Annotated in this window: 17 protein-coding genes; 11 read left to right on the forward strand and 6 right to left on the reverse strand. The window is 62.3% G+C overall.

What is annotated here, in order from left to right:
• The first annotated feature begins 35 nt into the window (after positions 1 to 35).
• The 8 genes from GM415_RS02445 to GM415_RS02480 all read left to right on the forward strand — a co-directional run bounded on the left by GM415_RS02445 (position 36) and on the right by GM415_RS02480 (position 5,514).
• Positions 36 to 719, forward strand: coding sequence for a DUF554 domain-containing protein (locus GM415_RS02445; protein WP_158946253.1), 684 nt, complete (start codon positions 36 to 38; stop codon positions 717 to 719).
• Between the two features lie 124 nt (positions 720 to 843).
• A complete protein-coding gene (locus GM415_RS02450; RefSeq protein ID WP_158946254.1) occupies positions 844 to 1,467 on the forward strand; it encodes a cysteine hydrolase family protein in 624 nt (207 codons plus the stop codon).
• 2 nt (positions 1,468 to 1,469) lie between these two features.
• The gene (locus GM415_RS02455) at positions 1,470 to 1,919 is read left to right on the forward strand and encodes a MarR family winged helix-turn-helix transcriptional regulator (protein WP_158946255.1); all 450 of its coding nucleotides are present in this window, start codon (positions 1,470 to 1,472) and stop codon (positions 1,917 to 1,919) included.
• On the forward strand, positions 1,912 to 2,139 hold the full coding sequence (locus GM415_RS02460; RefSeq protein ID WP_158946256.1) for a putative antibiotic biosynthesis monooxygenase: 228 nt from the start codon (positions 1,912 to 1,914) through the stop codon (positions 2,137 to 2,139). Before GM415_RS02455 ends, GM415_RS02460 begins: the two co-directional genes overlap by 8 nt.
• Complete coding sequence (locus GM415_RS02465) at positions 2,136 to 2,516, forward strand: RidA family protein (RefSeq protein WP_158946257.1); 381 nt, start codon at positions 2,136 to 2,138, stop codon at positions 2,514 to 2,516. The genes GM415_RS02460 and GM415_RS02465 overlap by 4 nt, the downstream gene beginning before the upstream one ends.
• A gap of 39 nt (positions 2,517 to 2,555) precedes the next feature.
• The gene (locus GM415_RS02470) at positions 2,556 to 3,437 is read left to right on the forward strand and encodes an AraC family transcriptional regulator (protein WP_158946258.1); all 882 of its coding nucleotides are present in this window, start codon (positions 2,556 to 2,558) and stop codon (positions 3,435 to 3,437) included.
• Between the two features lie 53 nt (positions 3,438 to 3,490).
• On the forward strand, positions 3,491 to 4,051 hold the full coding sequence (locus GM415_RS02475; RefSeq protein WP_242012323.1) for a kinase inhibitor: 561 nt from the start codon (positions 3,491 to 3,493) through the stop codon (positions 4,049 to 4,051).
• A 656-nt stretch (positions 4,052 to 4,707) separates the two neighbouring features.
• On the forward strand, positions 4,708 to 5,514 hold the full coding sequence (locus GM415_RS02480) for a PEP-CTERM sorting domain-containing protein (RefSeq protein ID WP_242012324.1): 807 nt from the start codon (positions 4,708 to 4,710) through the stop codon (positions 5,512 to 5,514).
• 94 nt (positions 5,515 to 5,608) lie between these two features.
• Here GM415_RS02480 and GM415_RS02485 read toward each other — a convergent pair whose 3' ends face one another.
• From GM415_RS02485 to GM415_RS02505, 5 genes are all read right to left on the reverse strand, one after another.
• Positions 5,609 to 6,103 carry a hypothetical protein gene (locus GM415_RS02485; RefSeq protein ID WP_158946259.1) on the reverse strand — a complete coding sequence of 165 codons (495 nt, stop codon included), beginning with the start codon at positions 6,101 to 6,103 and terminating at the stop codon, positions 5,609 to 5,611.
• Between the two features lie 446 nt (positions 6,104 to 6,549).
• Positions 6,550 to 7,458, reverse strand: a complete 909-nt coding sequence (locus tag GM415_RS02490; protein ID WP_158946260.1) for an AEC family transporter — start codon at positions 7,456 to 7,458, stop codon at positions 6,550 to 6,552.
• Positions 7,459 to 7,536: 78 nt separating this feature from the next.
• Complete coding sequence (locus GM415_RS02495) at positions 7,537 to 8,283, reverse strand: N-acyl homoserine lactonase family protein (protein ID WP_158946261.1); 747 nt, start codon at positions 8,281 to 8,283, stop codon at positions 7,537 to 7,539.
• Between the two features lie 76 nt (positions 8,284 to 8,359).
• Positions 8,360 to 9,598, reverse strand: a complete 1,239-nt coding sequence (locus tag GM415_RS02500) for a NupC/NupG family nucleoside CNT transporter (RefSeq protein ID WP_199244327.1) — start codon at positions 9,596 to 9,598, stop codon at positions 8,360 to 8,362.
• An 82-nt stretch (positions 9,599 to 9,680) separates the two neighbouring features.
• A complete protein-coding gene (locus GM415_RS02505; protein WP_158946263.1) occupies positions 9,681 to 10,874 on the reverse strand; it encodes an MFS transporter in 1,194 nt (397 codons plus the stop codon).
• Positions 10,875 to 11,111: 237 nt separating this feature from the next.
• On the opposite strand from GM415_RS02505, the gene GM415_RS02510 reads away from it, so the two are divergent.
• Together GM415_RS02510 and GM415_RS02515 are read left to right on the forward strand one after the other, a co-directional pair.
• Positions 11,112 to 11,570 (forward strand): chemotaxis protein CheX, encoded by a 459-nt coding sequence (locus tag GM415_RS02510; protein ID WP_158946264.1) that lies wholly within the window; start codon positions 11,112 to 11,114, stop codon positions 11,568 to 11,570.
• Positions 11,571 to 11,603: 33 nt separating this feature from the next.
• On the forward strand, positions 11,604 to 13,187 hold the full coding sequence (locus GM415_RS02515; RefSeq protein WP_158946265.1) for a response regulator: 1,584 nt from the start codon (positions 11,604 to 11,606) through the stop codon (positions 13,185 to 13,187).
• Positions 13,188 to 13,268: 81 nt separating this feature from the next.
• Here the strand turns inward: GM415_RS02515 and GM415_RS02520 are convergent, their stop codons facing one another.
• Positions 13,269 to 14,090: an esterase/lipase family protein gene (locus tag GM415_RS02520; RefSeq protein ID WP_158946266.1), complete on the reverse strand. Its 822-nt coding sequence runs from the start codon at positions 14,088 to 14,090 to the stop codon at positions 13,269 to 13,271.
• A 137-nt stretch (positions 14,091 to 14,227) separates the two neighbouring features.
• On the opposite strand from GM415_RS02520, the gene GM415_RS02525 reads away from it, so the two are divergent.
• Positions 14,228 to 15,262 (forward strand): DUF1786 domain-containing protein, encoded by a 1,035-nt coding sequence (locus GM415_RS02525; RefSeq protein ID WP_158946267.1) that lies wholly within the window; start codon positions 14,228 to 14,230, stop codon positions 15,260 to 15,262.
• The last annotated feature ends 48 nt before the right edge of the window (positions 15,263 to 15,310 follow it).

Consider the following 15,310-nt stretch of genomic DNA (forward strand, 5'->3'; position numbering starts at 1 on the left):
CGTTTGCCACTTCTATAAGTAAAGAAGGTTTTCCCATGCTTCCCATCGGCTCCATCGTCAACGCTCTGGCCATCATCGGCGGCTCGGTTATCGGCTGCTGGCTTCAATCCCGGTTTCCCGAACGTATCCGGACCATCGTCTTCCAGGGGCTGGGATTGTGCGTGCTGCTCATCGGCATCCAGATGGCCCTCAAGGTGGAGAACATCCTCATCGTTATCTTCGCCGTGCTGCTGGGCGGCATCACCGGAGAGCTGGCCAGGCTCGACACCATGTTCGAGCGGCTGGGAAACAAATTCAAGCAACTGATCAAGTCCAAGAACCCCAACTTCACCGACGGACTGATCACCGCCTCCCTCATATACTGCATCGGAGCCATGGCCATTGTCGGCTCCCTGGAGGAAGGCATCAACAACAACCCGGAGATCCTCTTCACCAAGGCCATTCTCGACGGGTTCGGCTCGGTGGCCCTGGCCGCGTCCTACGGCTCGGGCGTGCTCTTCTCCGCCATTCCGGTCTTCCTCTACCAGGGCTCCATGACCATCGGCGCGGGCTTCTTCCAGCAGTACTTCTCGGAGCTGATGATCGCCCAGGTCTCGGCCTGCGGCGGCCTGCTCATCATCGGCATCGGCATCAACCTGCTCGAACTGACCGAAATCCGACTGGCAAACCTGCTCCCCGCACTGGCCTACGTGGTTGCGCTCACCGCCTTTTTCGGCTGAAGCATCAAGCCGCCCGCCAATCACGGAACCGGCCTTGACAATTTGTCCCCGCCAATTTAGTTATCATGATAACAAAAGTTGAGCAACATCGGCCAAAGCCGACAAACCATACAGGGGGAAACCCATGTTGCATTCCGTCATCAAGGAAGATTCCGCTCTCGTCTTCATAGAATTCCAAAACGAATGGCTGACCGAGGAAGGCGTCCTCCAACAACGCCTGATCAAGGACAAAGAACCGTTCCTCGAGGCCGTTCGCAAGGCCGGTAGCGTTCTCGAAACGGCCAGGGCAAACGGCTGGACCGTGGCCCATGCCGGGCTCGACCTGAGCGGCGACCCGCACTACCTGCTCTTCAACGAGGGCCGGGACGTGCTCGGACTCAGGAAGGCCATCCCCGCAGCCGGGACATGGCAAGAAAACGGCGCGCGACCAGTGGAACCGTTCGTCCCTCGCGACGGCGAGTTCGTTGTGGCAGGACGATCCGGCGGCAGCGCGCTGAAGAACTCAACCCTGGACCCGTTCCTGCGCAACCGGAAGATCAACACCCTCTTCCTGATGGGCTTCGCCACGCACGTCTGCGTCGAGTCGACCCTGCGGGAGGCGCACGACCTCGGCTACAACGCCTATCTCGTGGAAGACGCCTGCGCCGCCTTCGAGCAGGCCCAGCACGACCATGTGCGCCGGCACGTGGTCCACCACTTCGGCGAGGAGACCAACGCCGCCGAACTGATCACGCGAATGGAGGGCTAGCCGTGTTTTTTCTGAAAGACCTCCCTTCGCGGGAAACCCTGGAACGCTACCATGACCGCTTCCCCACCATGCAGGTGGACGCGGTCGAGAAGGCGCTCATCCTCATGCAGCGGGGGAGCCAGCTCATCCGCCGGATAGATGACTACTTCGCCCGGCACGACTTCTCCCAGCTTCGCTACCTGATCCTCATCGTCATTGACCGCGAGCCGGACCGGGAAGAGTTGAGCGTCACGGAACTGGCCGCCCGCCTCGACGTCTCCAAGCCGGTCATGACCCGGACCCTGAAGGGGTTGGCCGAGGCTGGCTTCGTAGAGATATCGGCCAACGAGCATGACCGCCGCGCCAAGCGCGTCGCGCTGACCCGGGCGGGCAAGGACAAGCTGCAGGCCATCCTACCCGGCTTTTACGAAACCATTCAGGACTTCATGTCCAAGGAGGATTCCCATGGCTAAACTGCCTTTCGTCTTCAAGGTCTGGCTCTGCGTCTGGGTGCTTGTAACGCTCCTGTCCATCGCCATACGCAGCCTGGGACAACCGCTCCCGCTGTTCGTGCAGACCCTGATCGTCAGCGCGATACTCGTGCCGCTGATGGTCTATGTGATCATCCCATACCTGAGCAGAGGCGGTGGAAACAGAAGCCCTCAGGCCAAAGCGGAAGAGGGCGGCCTATGATGTTGCAGCGACTGAACACCCCCGACGCAAGCCCTCCTGCCGGGCCGTATGTTCATGCCGTCAGGCACGGCGACACCCTGTATTTGTCCGGCCTCACGGCATTTGGCTCCCCTGCGCAAACCGCCCCCATCGAGGTCCAGGCGCGGGAGGTATTCCGCAACATCCGCACCATTGCCGAGTCGGCTGGCAGCGGGCTGGAAAATCTGATCAAGATAACGGCGTTCGTGACGGAGCTGGACCGGATCGAACAGTTGCGGGCGGCGCTGTTCGACATGTACGGAGAACATCTCCCGGCCAGCTCTCTCGTCCGCGTCGACGGGCTGTTCGCAGAAGGCCTCAAGATCGAGGTCGAAGCGATCCTCGCCGTGGACGCGTAGCGGCTTGCCAGGGCTCCGCACCGCTGATAGGCATCGGCAATGGACTCCCTCACCCTTTGCCGCAAGCTGAAAACCCTCATGTCGACTGACACCGGAGAGACGGGATGCAATCCCCTCCCCTTTCCGGGCACGCTCTCCTTTACCCGGACACACCGGCTGCACGCGGTCTGCCCGCCGCAGTCGGCAGTGGTTTTCGTCCTCGAAGGGACCAAGACCGTCACCCGCGGGCATGAGCGCATAGAGGTGCGAAGCGGACAGGGGCTGCTCTTTCCCGCTCGCATGGAGACCTCCATCGAAAACAGACCGGACAGCGGTTCGGGCCGGTATTCAGCCCTGTTCCTGCCATATGATGAGGCCATGATCGCGCGGGCCATGACCGGCCCCGGACCGGATGCCGCGCCCATGCCGCCACTCGATGGACTTCGGCTCGACTGCGACCCGGTCATCGGCAACGCCCTCATCCATCTGGTTGAAATGGCCACCGAAGGCGGCAACGACAGGGTACTGGACCTCTGTCGCGAGGCCCTGCTGCTGCTCATCGCGGACCGCATCGACTGCCTGCCGCTGCTCTGGACCTCGGCCAGAACGTGGAGCGCGCGCTGCGGCTCGGTCATCGGCATGAACCCGGGCCGGGACTGGACCGCGCGGGACATCGCCGAGCGGCTCGGGACCAGCGAAAGGACCCTGCGCCGTCGCCTCAGCGGGGAGGACTGCGGACTGCGGCGCATCCTCCGGGAAGTCCGCCTCAACACAGGCCTGGGCATGCTCCAGTCGGGCCGGACCTCAGTGGGCGAAGTGGCCTACCGCTGCGGCTACAATTCCGCCTCCCGTTTCGCCGGGCTGTTTCGCGAACGGTTCGGCATCAGCCCCGGCGAAGTGCTCCGCTGCGCCGCTTCGGGGCAACCTTTGGCCGGTTCGTGACTGCGCACCGCCTGGGCGGATGCTATTCCCTCTTCAACGCAAAGGAGGAAATAATGCGCAAAAAAATCATGTCACTGATCCTGACGGCGACCGCCGTTATCCTGTTCTCGCTCCCGGCTTTGGCTGGAGACTTCTCGCTCTCGAGCCCGACCCTGCAAGACGGAAAGTCGCTGCCCGGCGAGCATATCCTGAACGGCTTCGGGTGCTCCGGCGGCAACGTCTCCCCGGCCCTGGCCTGGCACAACGCGCCCGACGGCACCAAGAGCTTCGCCCTGACCGTCTATGACCCGGACGCGCCCACCGGCAGCGGCTGGTGGCACTGGGTGGTCTTCAACATCCCGGCCACGGCCACCGGCCTGGAAGCGGGCGCGGGCAGCGAGGACGGCCATCTCCCGGAAGGAGCGGTCCAGAGCCGGACCGACTTCGGCCAACCCGGCTACGGCGGGGCCTGTCCGCCCGAGGGGCACGGCGATCACCGCTACGTCTTCACCATTTACGCCCTGGACGTGGAGAAACTCGACCTCGCGCCGGACAGCTCTGCGGCCATGGTCGGCTTCTTCCTCGGAGGCCACACCTTGGCTAAGGCCTCGATCACGGCCACTTACGGGAGATAGCGCGAAAAGCCGGTTTACGAGATCAGAAGGGTAAGCCACCCTGGCGGGTGGGGATGTCAGGTAATTTCGCCTCCGCGGCCAAAGGGCTCCGGCACTTTGGAAACCCGCTCTCGCCTTCGGCGAAGGTCCTCAACTTGCTATACGCGATAAAAGGCCCGTCTTCTCAGAAAGGCGGGCCTTTTTCCTGCTAACGCCCCAAGGGTATCCCGGGCACAAAGAATTCTGGCCCTCGCCGAGACAACGCCTGACAAATACTTCAACCTGAATATTCTGTCGGCAAAACTTACAAAACAACACCGAAATCATTACAAACTATTATTTTATAAATAATGCACAATACTGATTAACCCTACAAAGAGAAAAGACATACATCTTTAGGCATGTGTTTTGCTATACCCTTCCTCGAAATTTTCGCCTTTCAACGTAGCGAAATTCCTATCGTGAACAGGATGCGTACCTCAGGCAACACCACCTTAAAGACCCATAGATAGAACAGCCTTGAAATGGAGAAACATGCCATGTCTTGTCGATCACTGTTGAAAAATGCTCGCGTACAATTCGCCTCTCTCGCCATACTCCTAACCTTTTCATTCGTAGTCATGACGGCGTGCCCTGCCTTCGCTTCCTCATTCAACTCCGGAATATGGACTTACCAGATGGAAAACCCGACAGGAGAGTTGGTCAACCAGTATACAACTGACACCACGACCAATAGCAACTTAACCTCAGCGTATGGAAGCTCGATCAAGGCGCGGGCCGATCTTTCGACCGGATCGGCGGGCAGCCAGTTCATTCAGACTTCCTCAGACTCGCAAAACGGCCAGTCTCTTATTGTCATGTACGACACGCTCTCCTTTGCCACTTCGAACAATTCGCCGACCTCCGTGACCATGAGCCTCAGCCTGGAGGGACTCCTTTCGAACACCAGCCCGGACGGATACGCCACGTCGGACACTTCGATAAGCATTTATGACATCACCGGCTACAGCTCCTGGTTGGAAGAATCCGCCTACGGATTAGGCATGGTGACCAGCTTCACCAAAGTTGCAACCGCCGCCATCAATTTCGCCGTCGGGGATCAATATTGGCTGGATCTCCTTAATCAGTGGGTGTCTTTTGACGATATGGCCTATGACACCACCGGCCAAACCTATTCTTTTGATCTGACCAAATCCCTGACGTTCGAGGCCGACCCGCTCAAGACGTACGGCATCCGAATCTGGACCAGCGCAGACGCCAACGGTTCGAACGAGGGTATTTCGGCATCCGATTTCTACAACACCAGCGAAGTTGGGTTCACCGAGCTCAACGGCGCGACATTTGAATCCGGATCAGGCGCTTTCCTGGCCAATCAAGGTTCGACGGCACCTGTCGCTACACCCGAGCCCTCGACCATCCTGCTCCTCGGCGCAGGGCTGTTCGGCCTGGTGGCCGTCCGCCGGAAGCGGGCTGCGATTCAATAGGCCACTGACGGCACGCAGTGGCATGGGACCCAATGAACAAAAAGGCCCGCCTTCCGGAGAAGGCGGGCCTTTGCATATTCGATGCGGCGCGAACCTATTCCGCTTCGGCAGCCTTGGGCTTGGCCGTACGCTTGGCTCCGGCGCAGCCGCCGCAGCCGCCCTTGCGCTTCAGGTTCTCGTCGGGCTCGACCACGGTGACGTCGTCCTCGGATTCGAGCTGGTTGTTGGTCATGGCGTAGGCGATGACGTCCTCGAAGCACTGCTGGGCTTCGGCAACTGTCAGATAATCGCCGATCATGCAGTTCTGGAACTCGGGCAGGTCGAACTTTTTTGCCCACACGTTGTTCTTCAGATAGGTCCAGGCGCCGACCTTGGGGACGGAGATGGGCTTGTTGATCTGGCGCAGGGCCACTTCCCATTTCTTGTAGGCGTACGGATCGTCCAGGGTTTCGGCGGGCTCGCACGCGTGGGTGGTGCTGGCCTGAAACGAGATCACGACCTTGAGCCCCACCTGCAATTCCTTGAAAAACCGCCCGAACACGTCGTGGCGGGATGCTTCCACAAGCAACTCTCTGAAATCTTTAGCCATCGATATCTCCTTTAACCTCGATCACTCCAGTTGGGGCATCGTCACCCAATACCCGCACAATTTCAAGGGGTTTTCCCTGAAATACCGTCCGAAACACAAGAAAACTCCGACGGGGCAGAAAGTAGAAAAAAAGAGCAGGCCGCAATGCGGCTGGCCGGGCTTTCCGTAGCAACGCCACGGCCAGCCGTGCCACTTTACGCAGGCTGCCGGGAAATGGTTGGCTGCGAGGCGCAAGAAAAGCCCGTGACCGAAGCGTATCGCGACATACGTGAGGGGTCGGGCTTTTCGCGGCAACGAAGCAGACAGCCATGTCATTTTACGCAGGCTGCCGGGAAATGGTTGGCTGCGAGGCGCAAGAAAAGCCCGGGACCGAAGCGTATTTCGACATACGCGAGGGGTCGGACTTTACGCAGCAACGAAGCAGACAGCCGTTTCCCGGCAGCCTGCTAGCCCAGTACGGCGAGAATCAACGGAAGTGTAACGCTGGAGAGCACGGTCTGGGTGGTGATCACCAGGGCCATGAGTCGGTGGTCGCCGCCCATCTGCCTGGCCAGAATGAAGGCTGACACGGACACCGGGATGGCGGTGAAGATCAGGGCGGCGGTGCGCGAGAGCGGGTCCAGGCCGAGGAACAGGGAGAGCAGGAAGGCCGCCAGGGGGAGCACCAGCAGGTGCGCAGCAGAGGCCACGGCCACGGGCATGACCTTGTCGCCCAGCCCGTCGAAACGCAGGCCCGCGCCCACGGCGAGCAGGCCAAGAGGCAGGGCCGCCTTTCCCAGAATGGTCAGCAGTTCCGCTAACGTAGCGGGCAGGATGATGTCCAGACCGTTCATCAGGAAGCCGGCCACACAGGCCAGGATGAGCGGATTCTTGGCCAGCTCCACAAAGGTCCGCCCTACCCCGCCGCCGTTGTCGCCGTGGCGGGAGAGGATCAGGACGCAGAGGACGTTGACCAGGGGAATCAGGGTGAGCAGGGCCACGGCGGAAAGCGTCATCCAGTCCGGCCCGAGCAGGGCTGCGGCAGCCGAGAGGCCCACATAGGTATTGGGCCGGATGCTGCCCTGGAACACGGAGGTGAACTGCGGCCCGTCCGGGACCAGCCTCTTGCGCAGGGCCACCAGCCCTCCGGCCACCAGGCAGACCGAGACGAACAGGACCACGGCCAGCCCCCTGGCCGAGTCGTCGAAGCTGCGCCCGGACAGCCCGCTGATCAGCAGGGCCGGGAATAGCACGTAATAGGTGAGCCGCTCGGAAACCGGCCAGAAACCCACGCCGGGAAACTCCACGCGGCGCAGAACGAAGCCGAGAAGAATCAGCCCGAAGATGGGGGCGATGGCGAGCACGACGGGAGACATGGCCGGAACCGTACGCCTCAATCAGCGGGAAATCAAAACAAAACGATGCCCGGCCGACTCCCCGGCCTGGCGCAACAGTTACTCCGGCACGGTCTCCATGGACGCCCACTTGGGTTCGTGCAGGGGCAGGATATAGTCCGCCATGCCCTTGGCCTTGAGCAGGATGTCGTAGGCCCGCTCAGGGCCGGTATTGGTGCCCGGAGGGATGACCTCCATCTCCATGGCCCGGACCTCGATGGGCGGCTCCAGGTTTTCCAGGATGGTGCAGAAGCCGCAGATGAGCACGCTCCCCTTGTCCGTCTCCACCTTTACGGACATGCCGCCCTCGGTGTGAGCCGGGGTGTGGATCATGGTGATGCCGGGCAAAACCTCGGTGTCCTCGTTGACGGTGACGATCTGGCCGTTGTCCTTCACGTCGTCCACGTAGTCCTCCAGGTAGCGGAAATCCAGGGGGTGGGGATTGTAGACGGTCTCCAGCTCCTTCTCATGCACGTAGACCCTGGCGTTGACGCACTTGTAGTCGTTCTCGCAGTGGTCGTTGTGCAGATGGGTGTGGATGATCACGTCCACGTCCTCGGGCTTGAGCCCGTACTTGGCCAGCCCCTCCTCGAAGGTGTAGATCTTGCCGCCGATGGCCTTTTCGCGCTCTTCCGAGATGATGGGCTGCATCTCGCCGGTGTCCACCAGAATGGTCTTGTCCCCGCCCTCGATGTACCAGGTGTAGATGGGGATGGTGTACGGCTTCCCGTAGTCGTGCTGGTAGGTCATCATGCCCTTGTCGAAGACCTTGGTTCCCATGCAGATGGGATGGACTTTGTACGTCATGGCTCACCGTCCGTGTTGCGGGTTGTCCTCATCGGGCAATGTACGCCTTCGTCCAACCATGTCCAGTTCCCTCCCCTTAGAGGATGATACCGACCACGGCCCCGGTCATCAGCGTGGCCAGGGTGCCGGAGACGATGGAGCGCGCGCCCAGGCTGACGATGTCGCCGCGCCGCTCCGGGGCCATGACGCTCATGCCGCCGATCATGATGCCCAGGGAGCCGAAGTTGGCGAACCCGCACATGGCGTAGGTCATGATGATCCGGCTGCGCTCGGACAGGACGTCCGGCCCCAGCTTGGCCATGTCGAGATAGGCGAGGAATTCGTTGAGGATGGTCTTGGTGCCCATGAGTGAGCCCGCCACCTGGGCCTCGGACCAGGGGATGCCGATGAGCCAGACCACCGGAGACATGACCCAGCCCAGGATGCGCTGGAGGGTCAGGGGCGCGCCAGCCACGTCGGGCAGAAAGCCGAGCCCGGAGTTGATCAGGGAGACCAAGGCGACCAGGACCAGGAGCATGGCCACGACGTTGAGCAGGATGTTAATGCCGTCCGTTGTCCCGTGGGTCACCGCGTCCATGGTCGAACTGGCGGCGCGGGGCGGCACGGCGGTCCCTTCGGTCACGGCCTCGGTCTCGGGCACCATGACCCGGGCCACGAGGATGGCCGCCGGGGCCGAGATGATGGACGCGGCCAGGATCTGGCCCATGGCGTTGGGCACGACCTTGGACAGGATGGAGGCGTAGAGCACGAGCATGGTCCCGGCGATGGTGGCCATGCCGCAGGTCATGAGCGTGAACAGCTCGCTGCGGGTCATGCGCGAGAGATAGGGCTTGATGACCAGCGGGGCCTCGACCATGCCCACAAAAATATTGGAGGCCGCGCCCACACCGAGCGCGCCGCCGACCTTCAGGGTCTTCTCCAGGCAGTAGGCGAACCCTTTGACCACCACGGGGAGCACCCGCCAGTAGTAGAGCACCGCCGAGAGCACGGACATGATCAGGATGATGGGCAGGGCGCGGAAGGCGAGGATGAAGCCCGCGCCGGGGTACGGCTCCTTGAAGGGCATGGGCCCGCCGCCCAGGTAGCCGAAGACGAAGCTCGTCCCGGCCATGGTCGCCTTCTCGATGGCCAGGGCCGCCTGGTTGAGCCCGAGAAAGATCTGCTCGAAGACGGGAACCTTGAGCATGAGCAGGGCCAGGACCAACTGGAGCGCCAGCCCCACGGCGATCCCCACGGGCGAGACCCTGCGCCGGTTCTCGCTGAGCAGCCAGGCCAGCGCCACCAGCGCAGCCAATCCGAACGCGCTTTGCAACATGGACATCCTCCCTGAAAAAGCTGTTTTCGGAAAGACAGTTACCGGGTCGCGGCCCGGGACGCAAGGGGGACGGGAAGAAGAACTACACCTCGCCGCCCTGCGCCCTTCCCGGGAGCAGAGGAAGGCAGCACAGCGCGCCCAGGAGCACCCCGGCCAGGAGCAGGAACCCGAGGTCGAAATGACCGGCGTCGCCCATGTGTCCGAGAAGCGTGGGGAAAAGCCCGAGGCCGAACAGCGCGTTGAGTGGCCCCATCAGAGAGATGGCCACGGCGCGGTCCTGCGGTTCAAAGGCGAAGGCCAGGACCGTGAAAGCCGGGGCGAAAACCAGGACGGAAAAGACCGGCTGGAGCAGGACCATGGCCACGAGCCATTCGCCGGAGGCCAGACCGAGGCCGGTAAGGGTGAGGCAGTTGCAGGACACGGCCAGCAGGATGGCGGGTTTGGGCCCCCATCTGTCCGTGATCCACCCCGCCCCGAACGGGGCGAAGCAGCCCGCGATCCGGGAAATGGCCAGCAACTGGTTGGCCTGTTCGCGGGTATAGCCGTGCGCATCCGAAAGATAGAGCGGCAGCATGGAATACGGGCCGAGGGACGCGCCCACCGCCGTGCACATGAACAGGACCAGCAGCCAGAAGACGGGCCGTCGGACTATGCGCCGAATGGTGTCGGGCCCGGGGAACACGCCGGGATACTCGCCGCCCTTGCCGGCTTTCAGGAACCAGGCCGCGAGGCAGAGCTGGGCCGCTCCGAGCAGGTACAGGGCTGTCCGCCACTGGAAATGCAGCAGCACGGCTTCGGCCAGCAGGGGCGCGGTCACATAAGCGGCGTTGGGGGCCAGTTCGTGCAGGGCCATGGTCTTGCCCCAGTCCTCCTTGCGGACCAGGGAGGTGACCGTGGCGATGCCCGAGGGCAGGTACAGCCCGACGGACACGCCCAGGGCAAACACGGTCAGGAGCAAGGTCCAGAAGGACCCGGCCTGGGGCACGGACAAGGCGCAACACCCCACCAGCATGGCAGAGAAAGCCACTGTTCTGCGGTGGTATAGCGCCCGGGAGACCAGGCCGCTGACAAACAGGCCCAGGGCGTTACCCACGGCCAGGGCCAGAAACAGGTGCCCCGCTCCGGCGTGGGTAAAATCGAAATCGACCTGCATCACGGGCATGAGCGGAGCGAAGATCACCCGTGAGAGAAAGTTGCAGAAAAAGATGGACGTGACGAAGATCACGGCGGGCAGGGCCGACGAGAAAGGCCTTGGAGAAGAAGTGTTGTCGGTCATGGTGGTCTCGCCCGAGTTCTATTTCGCGGACACGCAGAGCGCAAGGTAAAAATTCTCCAACAAAGCGATATTTATAATATACACGACTTGACCCCTCAACTCGAAGCCGATACGTATTTACCTGACAAGGGCTATCTGCGCTCTGTGGTCAAGAAAAGATTCCACGCACATACGGGCGCGTCTCGCACAGCCCACAACAGCGTGTCGAGACAGACGATATTTTTCAAGGAGAAACACATGGATGTTGAACTCGCAAAACCGTTCATAAAGGCAGCCGTCGACGTCTTGTCGACAATGGCCATGATCAAGCCGGCGGTCGGCAGGCCCTACGTCAAGAAAAACACCGTGGCCGCGGGCGACGTGTCCGGCATGGTCGGCATCACCGGCGAGAAGAACGGCAGCGTTTCCCTGACCTTTTCCAAAGGGTGTGCGGTGGCCATCGTCAAGAACATGCTTGGCGACGAAATCGACGACATCATGCAAGACGTCAAGGACGCCGTGGGCGAATTGACCAACATGATCTCCGGACAGGCCCGCGCCGGTCTGGCCGAAAGAGGCCTCACCTTCCAGGGCTCGACCCCCACGGTCGTCATGGGCGACGGCCATACCATCTCGCACATGGCCAAATCGCCTATCATGGCCATTCCCTTCACTACTCCCAACGGCGACTTCACCATTGAGTTCTGTTTCGAATAGGCAATAAGCGTACGACAACCTGCGGAGAGCCACATGGCGATTTTAGACGACTTTCGCAACAAGGAATTCCTGGACCAGATCACGATCCTCAACGAGATTTCGGGCAGCAAGGACCCGGAAACGCTGGCCGGACTGGTCGAATTGCTCAAGGAACCCGTTGGCGACACCTCCATCGACTACATGGTGGTCAACGCCCTGAACGCGGTCCTGTCCAGCAACGAGGACAAGGTCATCGAAGGACTCGTCGACAGCCATGACGGCTATCGCGTCCTGTGCATCCGAGTGGCGGGCGAATACGCCTTCAGCCGGGCAGCCGAACCCCTGGCGCAGATTGCGGCTTCCGAGACCGACTCCGACCGTCTCATGGAGGTCCTGACCTCCCTGACCCGTATCGGGGATCCGATCGCCGCCGACGTCTTCCGCGCCAACCTCGGCCATGAGGACCCGTTCATCAAGGCTTCCTGCATCGAGGCGCTGGGCAAGCTCGGCGACGAGGCCTCCATCGAGATATTCAAGGGACTGGTCGAGGAATCCGAGGCCCCGGACCGTTTCGAGGTCTGCGACATCACCACCTGGAAGGCAGTGGAGGCCCTGGCGTCCTATGCCAACGACGACACCATCAGCTTCCTGGTCCAAAAGCTCCACCACAAGAATCCCACCGTGCGCCGGATCATCACCGACGCCCTGGTGACCATCGGCGCTCCCGTCATCCCCCATCTTTTTGATGCCTTCGAGGGCGGCGACACTGACAACAAGATCCTCTCTGCCAACGTGCTCGGCTTCATCGGCGACCGCTCCGGCGCCGACGGACTGGTGGCCGCCTTCGACAAGGGGTTGGCCGAGGATCACAACGTGCGTTACGCCGTGTATGAAGCTCTGGGCCGCATCGGCACCATGAAGGGCATCATCTGCCTGGTAGACGGCCTCCAGGAGGACGACGAACTCATCCTCATGGCTGTCATCGGCGCTCTGGAAAAACACGTCAATCCCGGCATGATCGCCACTCTGACCAAACTCGTGACCGCAGCCGACGACCAAAGTGACAGGTTGGCCCAGGCGGTCATCGCCTCCCGGGCCACGACCATCTTCGACGCCCTCTACGACAACGCGGGTGCGGGCGACGCTCTCATCGACGCCCTGGCCCTGTCCAAGGACCCCGAAATCGTCGGCCAGTTCCGCGAGGCACTCGCCGAGATCGGCGGCTCCCGCGCCGAGGCGGACATGGCCAGGCTGCCCGACATCGCCGGCGGTGGACGCAAGGCGCTGGCCGCAGACGACTCCCGCTCCATGTGCGCCATGCACCGGGCCATTCTCACGGACCTGGGCTACGAACCCGTCATCGCGGGCAACGGCGAAGAGGCCTACGACTTCGTGGAACAGGGCGAGGAGTTCGACGTGATCATCACCGACATGAACATGCCCGTCATGGACGGCATGGAGCTGGTGACCAAGCTGCGCAACACCCCCGGCTACGAGGATGTGCCCATCATCATGGTCACCACCGAATCCGAAGCATCCCAGATGGACATGGCCGAAAAGGCCGGCGTGACGGCCTTCGTAACCAAGCCGTTCAAGCCGGACACCCTCAAGGCCAAGATCGAGGAACTCATGGACTAGCCCCGAACATTTCGCAAGAAACAAAAAAAGGCCGGCCCTCTTTCGAGGGCCGGCCTTTTTTTGCGGCCTTGCCGGGGCGCATCAAGCCTTGCCGTTTTTTTCGACGAACTCCCTGATCAGGGCAAAGACCTCACGCGAATAGAGCATCCAGACGTGGGCCATGGGCGAGCAGATATACTCGTCCCACCCCTTTGGCGGGGAGAGCGTTTTCAGCGGAAAGACGAAATCATCGGCCAGGTTGTAGACGGCCAGTCTCGGGCAATCCGGGTCCGGGGCCTTGTCCGCCGTCGCAGGAATCTCTGCCCCCGGAATGAGCCCGCGCCCCATGGCGTTGCCCGCGAGGCGCGCCAGATCGGACCCGCCGTGCGGCGTCCCCAGGGTCATGACTCCGGCGATCTTCCCCCAGAATCGCGGATTGCCCACGGCCGCGCGAATGACCAGTCCACCCAGGCTGTGACCGACCAGGACCACCTTCCCTCCGGGGGTCGCCTGAAGCAACGCGTCGAGCTTGCGTTGCAGCCCGTCAACGGCCTCGGGAAACCTGCCGTTGAAGCTGTTGTACTGGTAGGTATGCAGATTGCCGATCCCGGCACGGCGCAAGCGTTGCTTCACCGTCACCCAGGCCGAGGCATTATGATAGAGGCCATGAACCAGCAGCACCGGCGTGCCCTCCTCCACGGGTTCGCGCCCGCCGAAAATTCCCAGCGGATACGTGAACAGGACGAGGAGGTCGGCGGCAGCGGCGGTGGCCATGCCGCGCAGTACCGGCCAGGTCAGGCCGCCCAGCCGCTCCCGGGTCTCGGCCAGGGAGTCCGCCCACCAGTTGGAAAAGAGATACTGCCCATACCGGAGCAGGGGCCAGACCACGACGAACAGGAAGAGAACCCACAGGAAATATCGCATGCCGCATGGTGGTCCATGGCACGGGCCCACGTCAACCGCGAAAAGGTGACGGAACAGGGACAAGGTTGGCCCGCCCCACTTGCCCCGCGCCGGTGGGCCATGTACTCTGCCTCGTCAACCCTCACAAGGAACACCACATGTCGCAAACAACTCTCTGTCTCGATATCGGCTCCGGCACCCAGGACGTGCTCCTCTACTCCCCTGACAGGGAAGTGGAGAACTGTCCCAAATTCGTCCTCCCCTCTCCGGCCCTTCAGGTGGGCAAACGCCTGGAGGCCCTCCGGCTGCGCGGGGAGAACATCTGGCTGCACGGCAGCAACATGGGCGGCGGCGTGACCCGCTTCATCCGTGCCCACCAGAAGGCCGGGCTCAAGGTCGCCTCCAGCGAGAGCGCGGCCTACACCATGGCCGACGACCTGACCAGCGTCACCGGGTCGGGCATCGAACTGACCGAAACCTGTCCGAACGGCTTCACCCCCGTGCTCCTGGCCGACTTTGACGAGGCATGGTGGCGCACCTTCCTTGACGCCGCCGAGCTGCCCTGGCCCGACCGCATCGCGGCCTGCGCCCAGGACCACGGCTTCCACCCAGGCAAGTCCAACCGCATCGGACGCTTCAAGCTCTGGCAATCCCTGCTCAACGAGGGCGAGGGACGGCCGGAGTCGCTGGTCTACGCCACCCCGCCCGAAACCCTGACCCGGCTTGGAGACATCCACCGGGCCATCGGCGGCGGCCCCGTGGCGGACTCCGGTCCGGCTGCCGTGCTCGGCGCGCTCTTCGTGGATGAGATCGAAAAGGAGAGCTTTGAGCGAGGCATCACCCTGGTCAACATCGGCAACTCCCACCTCATCGCCTTCCTGCTACACGGCGGGCGAATCCACGGCGTCTACGAGCAGCACACCGGCTGCGTGGACGGCAAGAAGCTCTGGAGCGATCTGGAAAACTTCCGCTGCGGCTGCCTCTCCTTTGAGCAGGTCTTCGACGAAAAGGGCCACGGCTGCCTGACCTTGGACCTGCCCCGGGACGCGGACGGCTTCAAGCCCACCTACGTGCTTGGCCCGCAGCGGGGAATGCTCGACGGCTTCGACGTATCCTTCCCGGCCCCGGGCGGCGACATGATGCTGGCGGGCTGTTTCGGCCTTATCAAGGGACTGGCCATGCAGGGCGCATAGCGACCTATACCGGGTGAACGGCCCGGCCCGTCGGGAGCGATAATTCCT

The organism is Pseudodesulfovibrio cashew, assembly GCF_009762795.1.
In the GTDB taxonomy this organism is placed as follows: Bacteria; Desulfobacterota; Desulfovibrionia; order Desulfovibrionales; family Desulfovibrionaceae; genus Pseudodesulfovibrio; species Pseudodesulfovibrio cashew.

What these genes read in the sequence shown, in the direction of transcription:
- GM415_RS02445 (WP_158946253.1), top strand. Translation starts at nt 36, where the DNA reads ATGCTTCCCATCGGCTCCATCGTCAACGCTCTGGCCATCATCGGCGGC.
- GM415_RS02450 (WP_158946254.1), top strand. Translation starts at nt 844, where the DNA reads ATGTTGCATTCCGTCATCAAGGAAGATTCCGCTCTCGTCTTCATAGAA.
- GM415_RS02460 (WP_158946256.1), top strand. Translation starts at nt 1,912, where the DNA reads ATGGCTAAACTGCCTTTCGTCTTCAAGGTCTGGCTCTGCGTCTGGGTG.
- GM415_RS02465 (WP_158946257.1), top strand. Translation starts at nt 2,136, where the DNA reads ATGATGTTGCAGCGACTGAACACCCCCGACGCAAGCCCTCCTGCCGGG.
- GM415_RS02470 (WP_158946258.1), top strand. Translation starts at nt 2,556, where the DNA reads ATGGACTCCCTCACCCTTTGCCGCAAGCTGAAAACCCTCATGTCGACT.
- GM415_RS02475 (WP_242012323.1), top strand. Translation starts at nt 3,491, where the DNA reads ATGCGCAAAAAAATCATGTCACTGATCCTGACGGCGACCGCCGTTATC.
- GM415_RS02480 (WP_242012324.1), top strand. Translation starts at nt 4,708, where the DNA reads ATGGAAAACCCGACAGGAGAGTTGGTCAACCAGTATACAACTGACACC.
- GM415_RS02485 (WP_158946259.1), bottom strand. Translation starts at nt 6,103, where the DNA reads ATGGCTAAAGATTTCAGAGAGTTGCTTGTGGAAGCATCCCGCCACGAC.
- GM415_RS02490 (WP_158946260.1), bottom strand. Translation starts at nt 7,458, where the DNA reads ATGTCTCCCGTCGTGCTCGCCATCGCCCCCATCTTCGGGCTGATTCTT.
- GM415_RS02495 (WP_158946261.1), bottom strand. Translation starts at nt 8,283, where the DNA reads ATGACGTACAAAGTCCATCCCATCTGCATGGGAACCAAGGTCTTCGAC.
- GM415_RS02500 (WP_199244327.1), bottom strand. Translation starts at nt 9,598, where the DNA reads ATGTTGCAAAGCGCGTTCGGATTGGCTGCGCTGGTGGCGCTGGCCTGG.
- GM415_RS02505 (WP_158946263.1), bottom strand. Translation starts at nt 10,874, where the DNA reads ATGACCGACAACACTTCTTCTCCAAGGCCTTTCTCGTCGGCCCTGCCC.
- GM415_RS02510 (WP_158946264.1), top strand. Translation starts at nt 11,112, where the DNA reads ATGGATGTTGAACTCGCAAAACCGTTCATAAAGGCAGCCGTCGACGTC.
- GM415_RS02515 (WP_158946265.1), top strand. Translation starts at nt 11,604, where the DNA reads ATGGCGATTTTAGACGACTTTCGCAACAAGGAATTCCTGGACCAGATC.
- GM415_RS02520 (WP_158946266.1), bottom strand. Translation starts at nt 14,090, where the DNA reads ATGCGATATTTCCTGTGGGTTCTCTTCCTGTTCGTCGTGGTCTGGCCC.
- GM415_RS02525 (WP_158946267.1), top strand. Translation starts at nt 14,228, where the DNA reads ATGTCGCAAACAACTCTCTGTCTCGATATCGGCTCCGGCACCCAGGAC.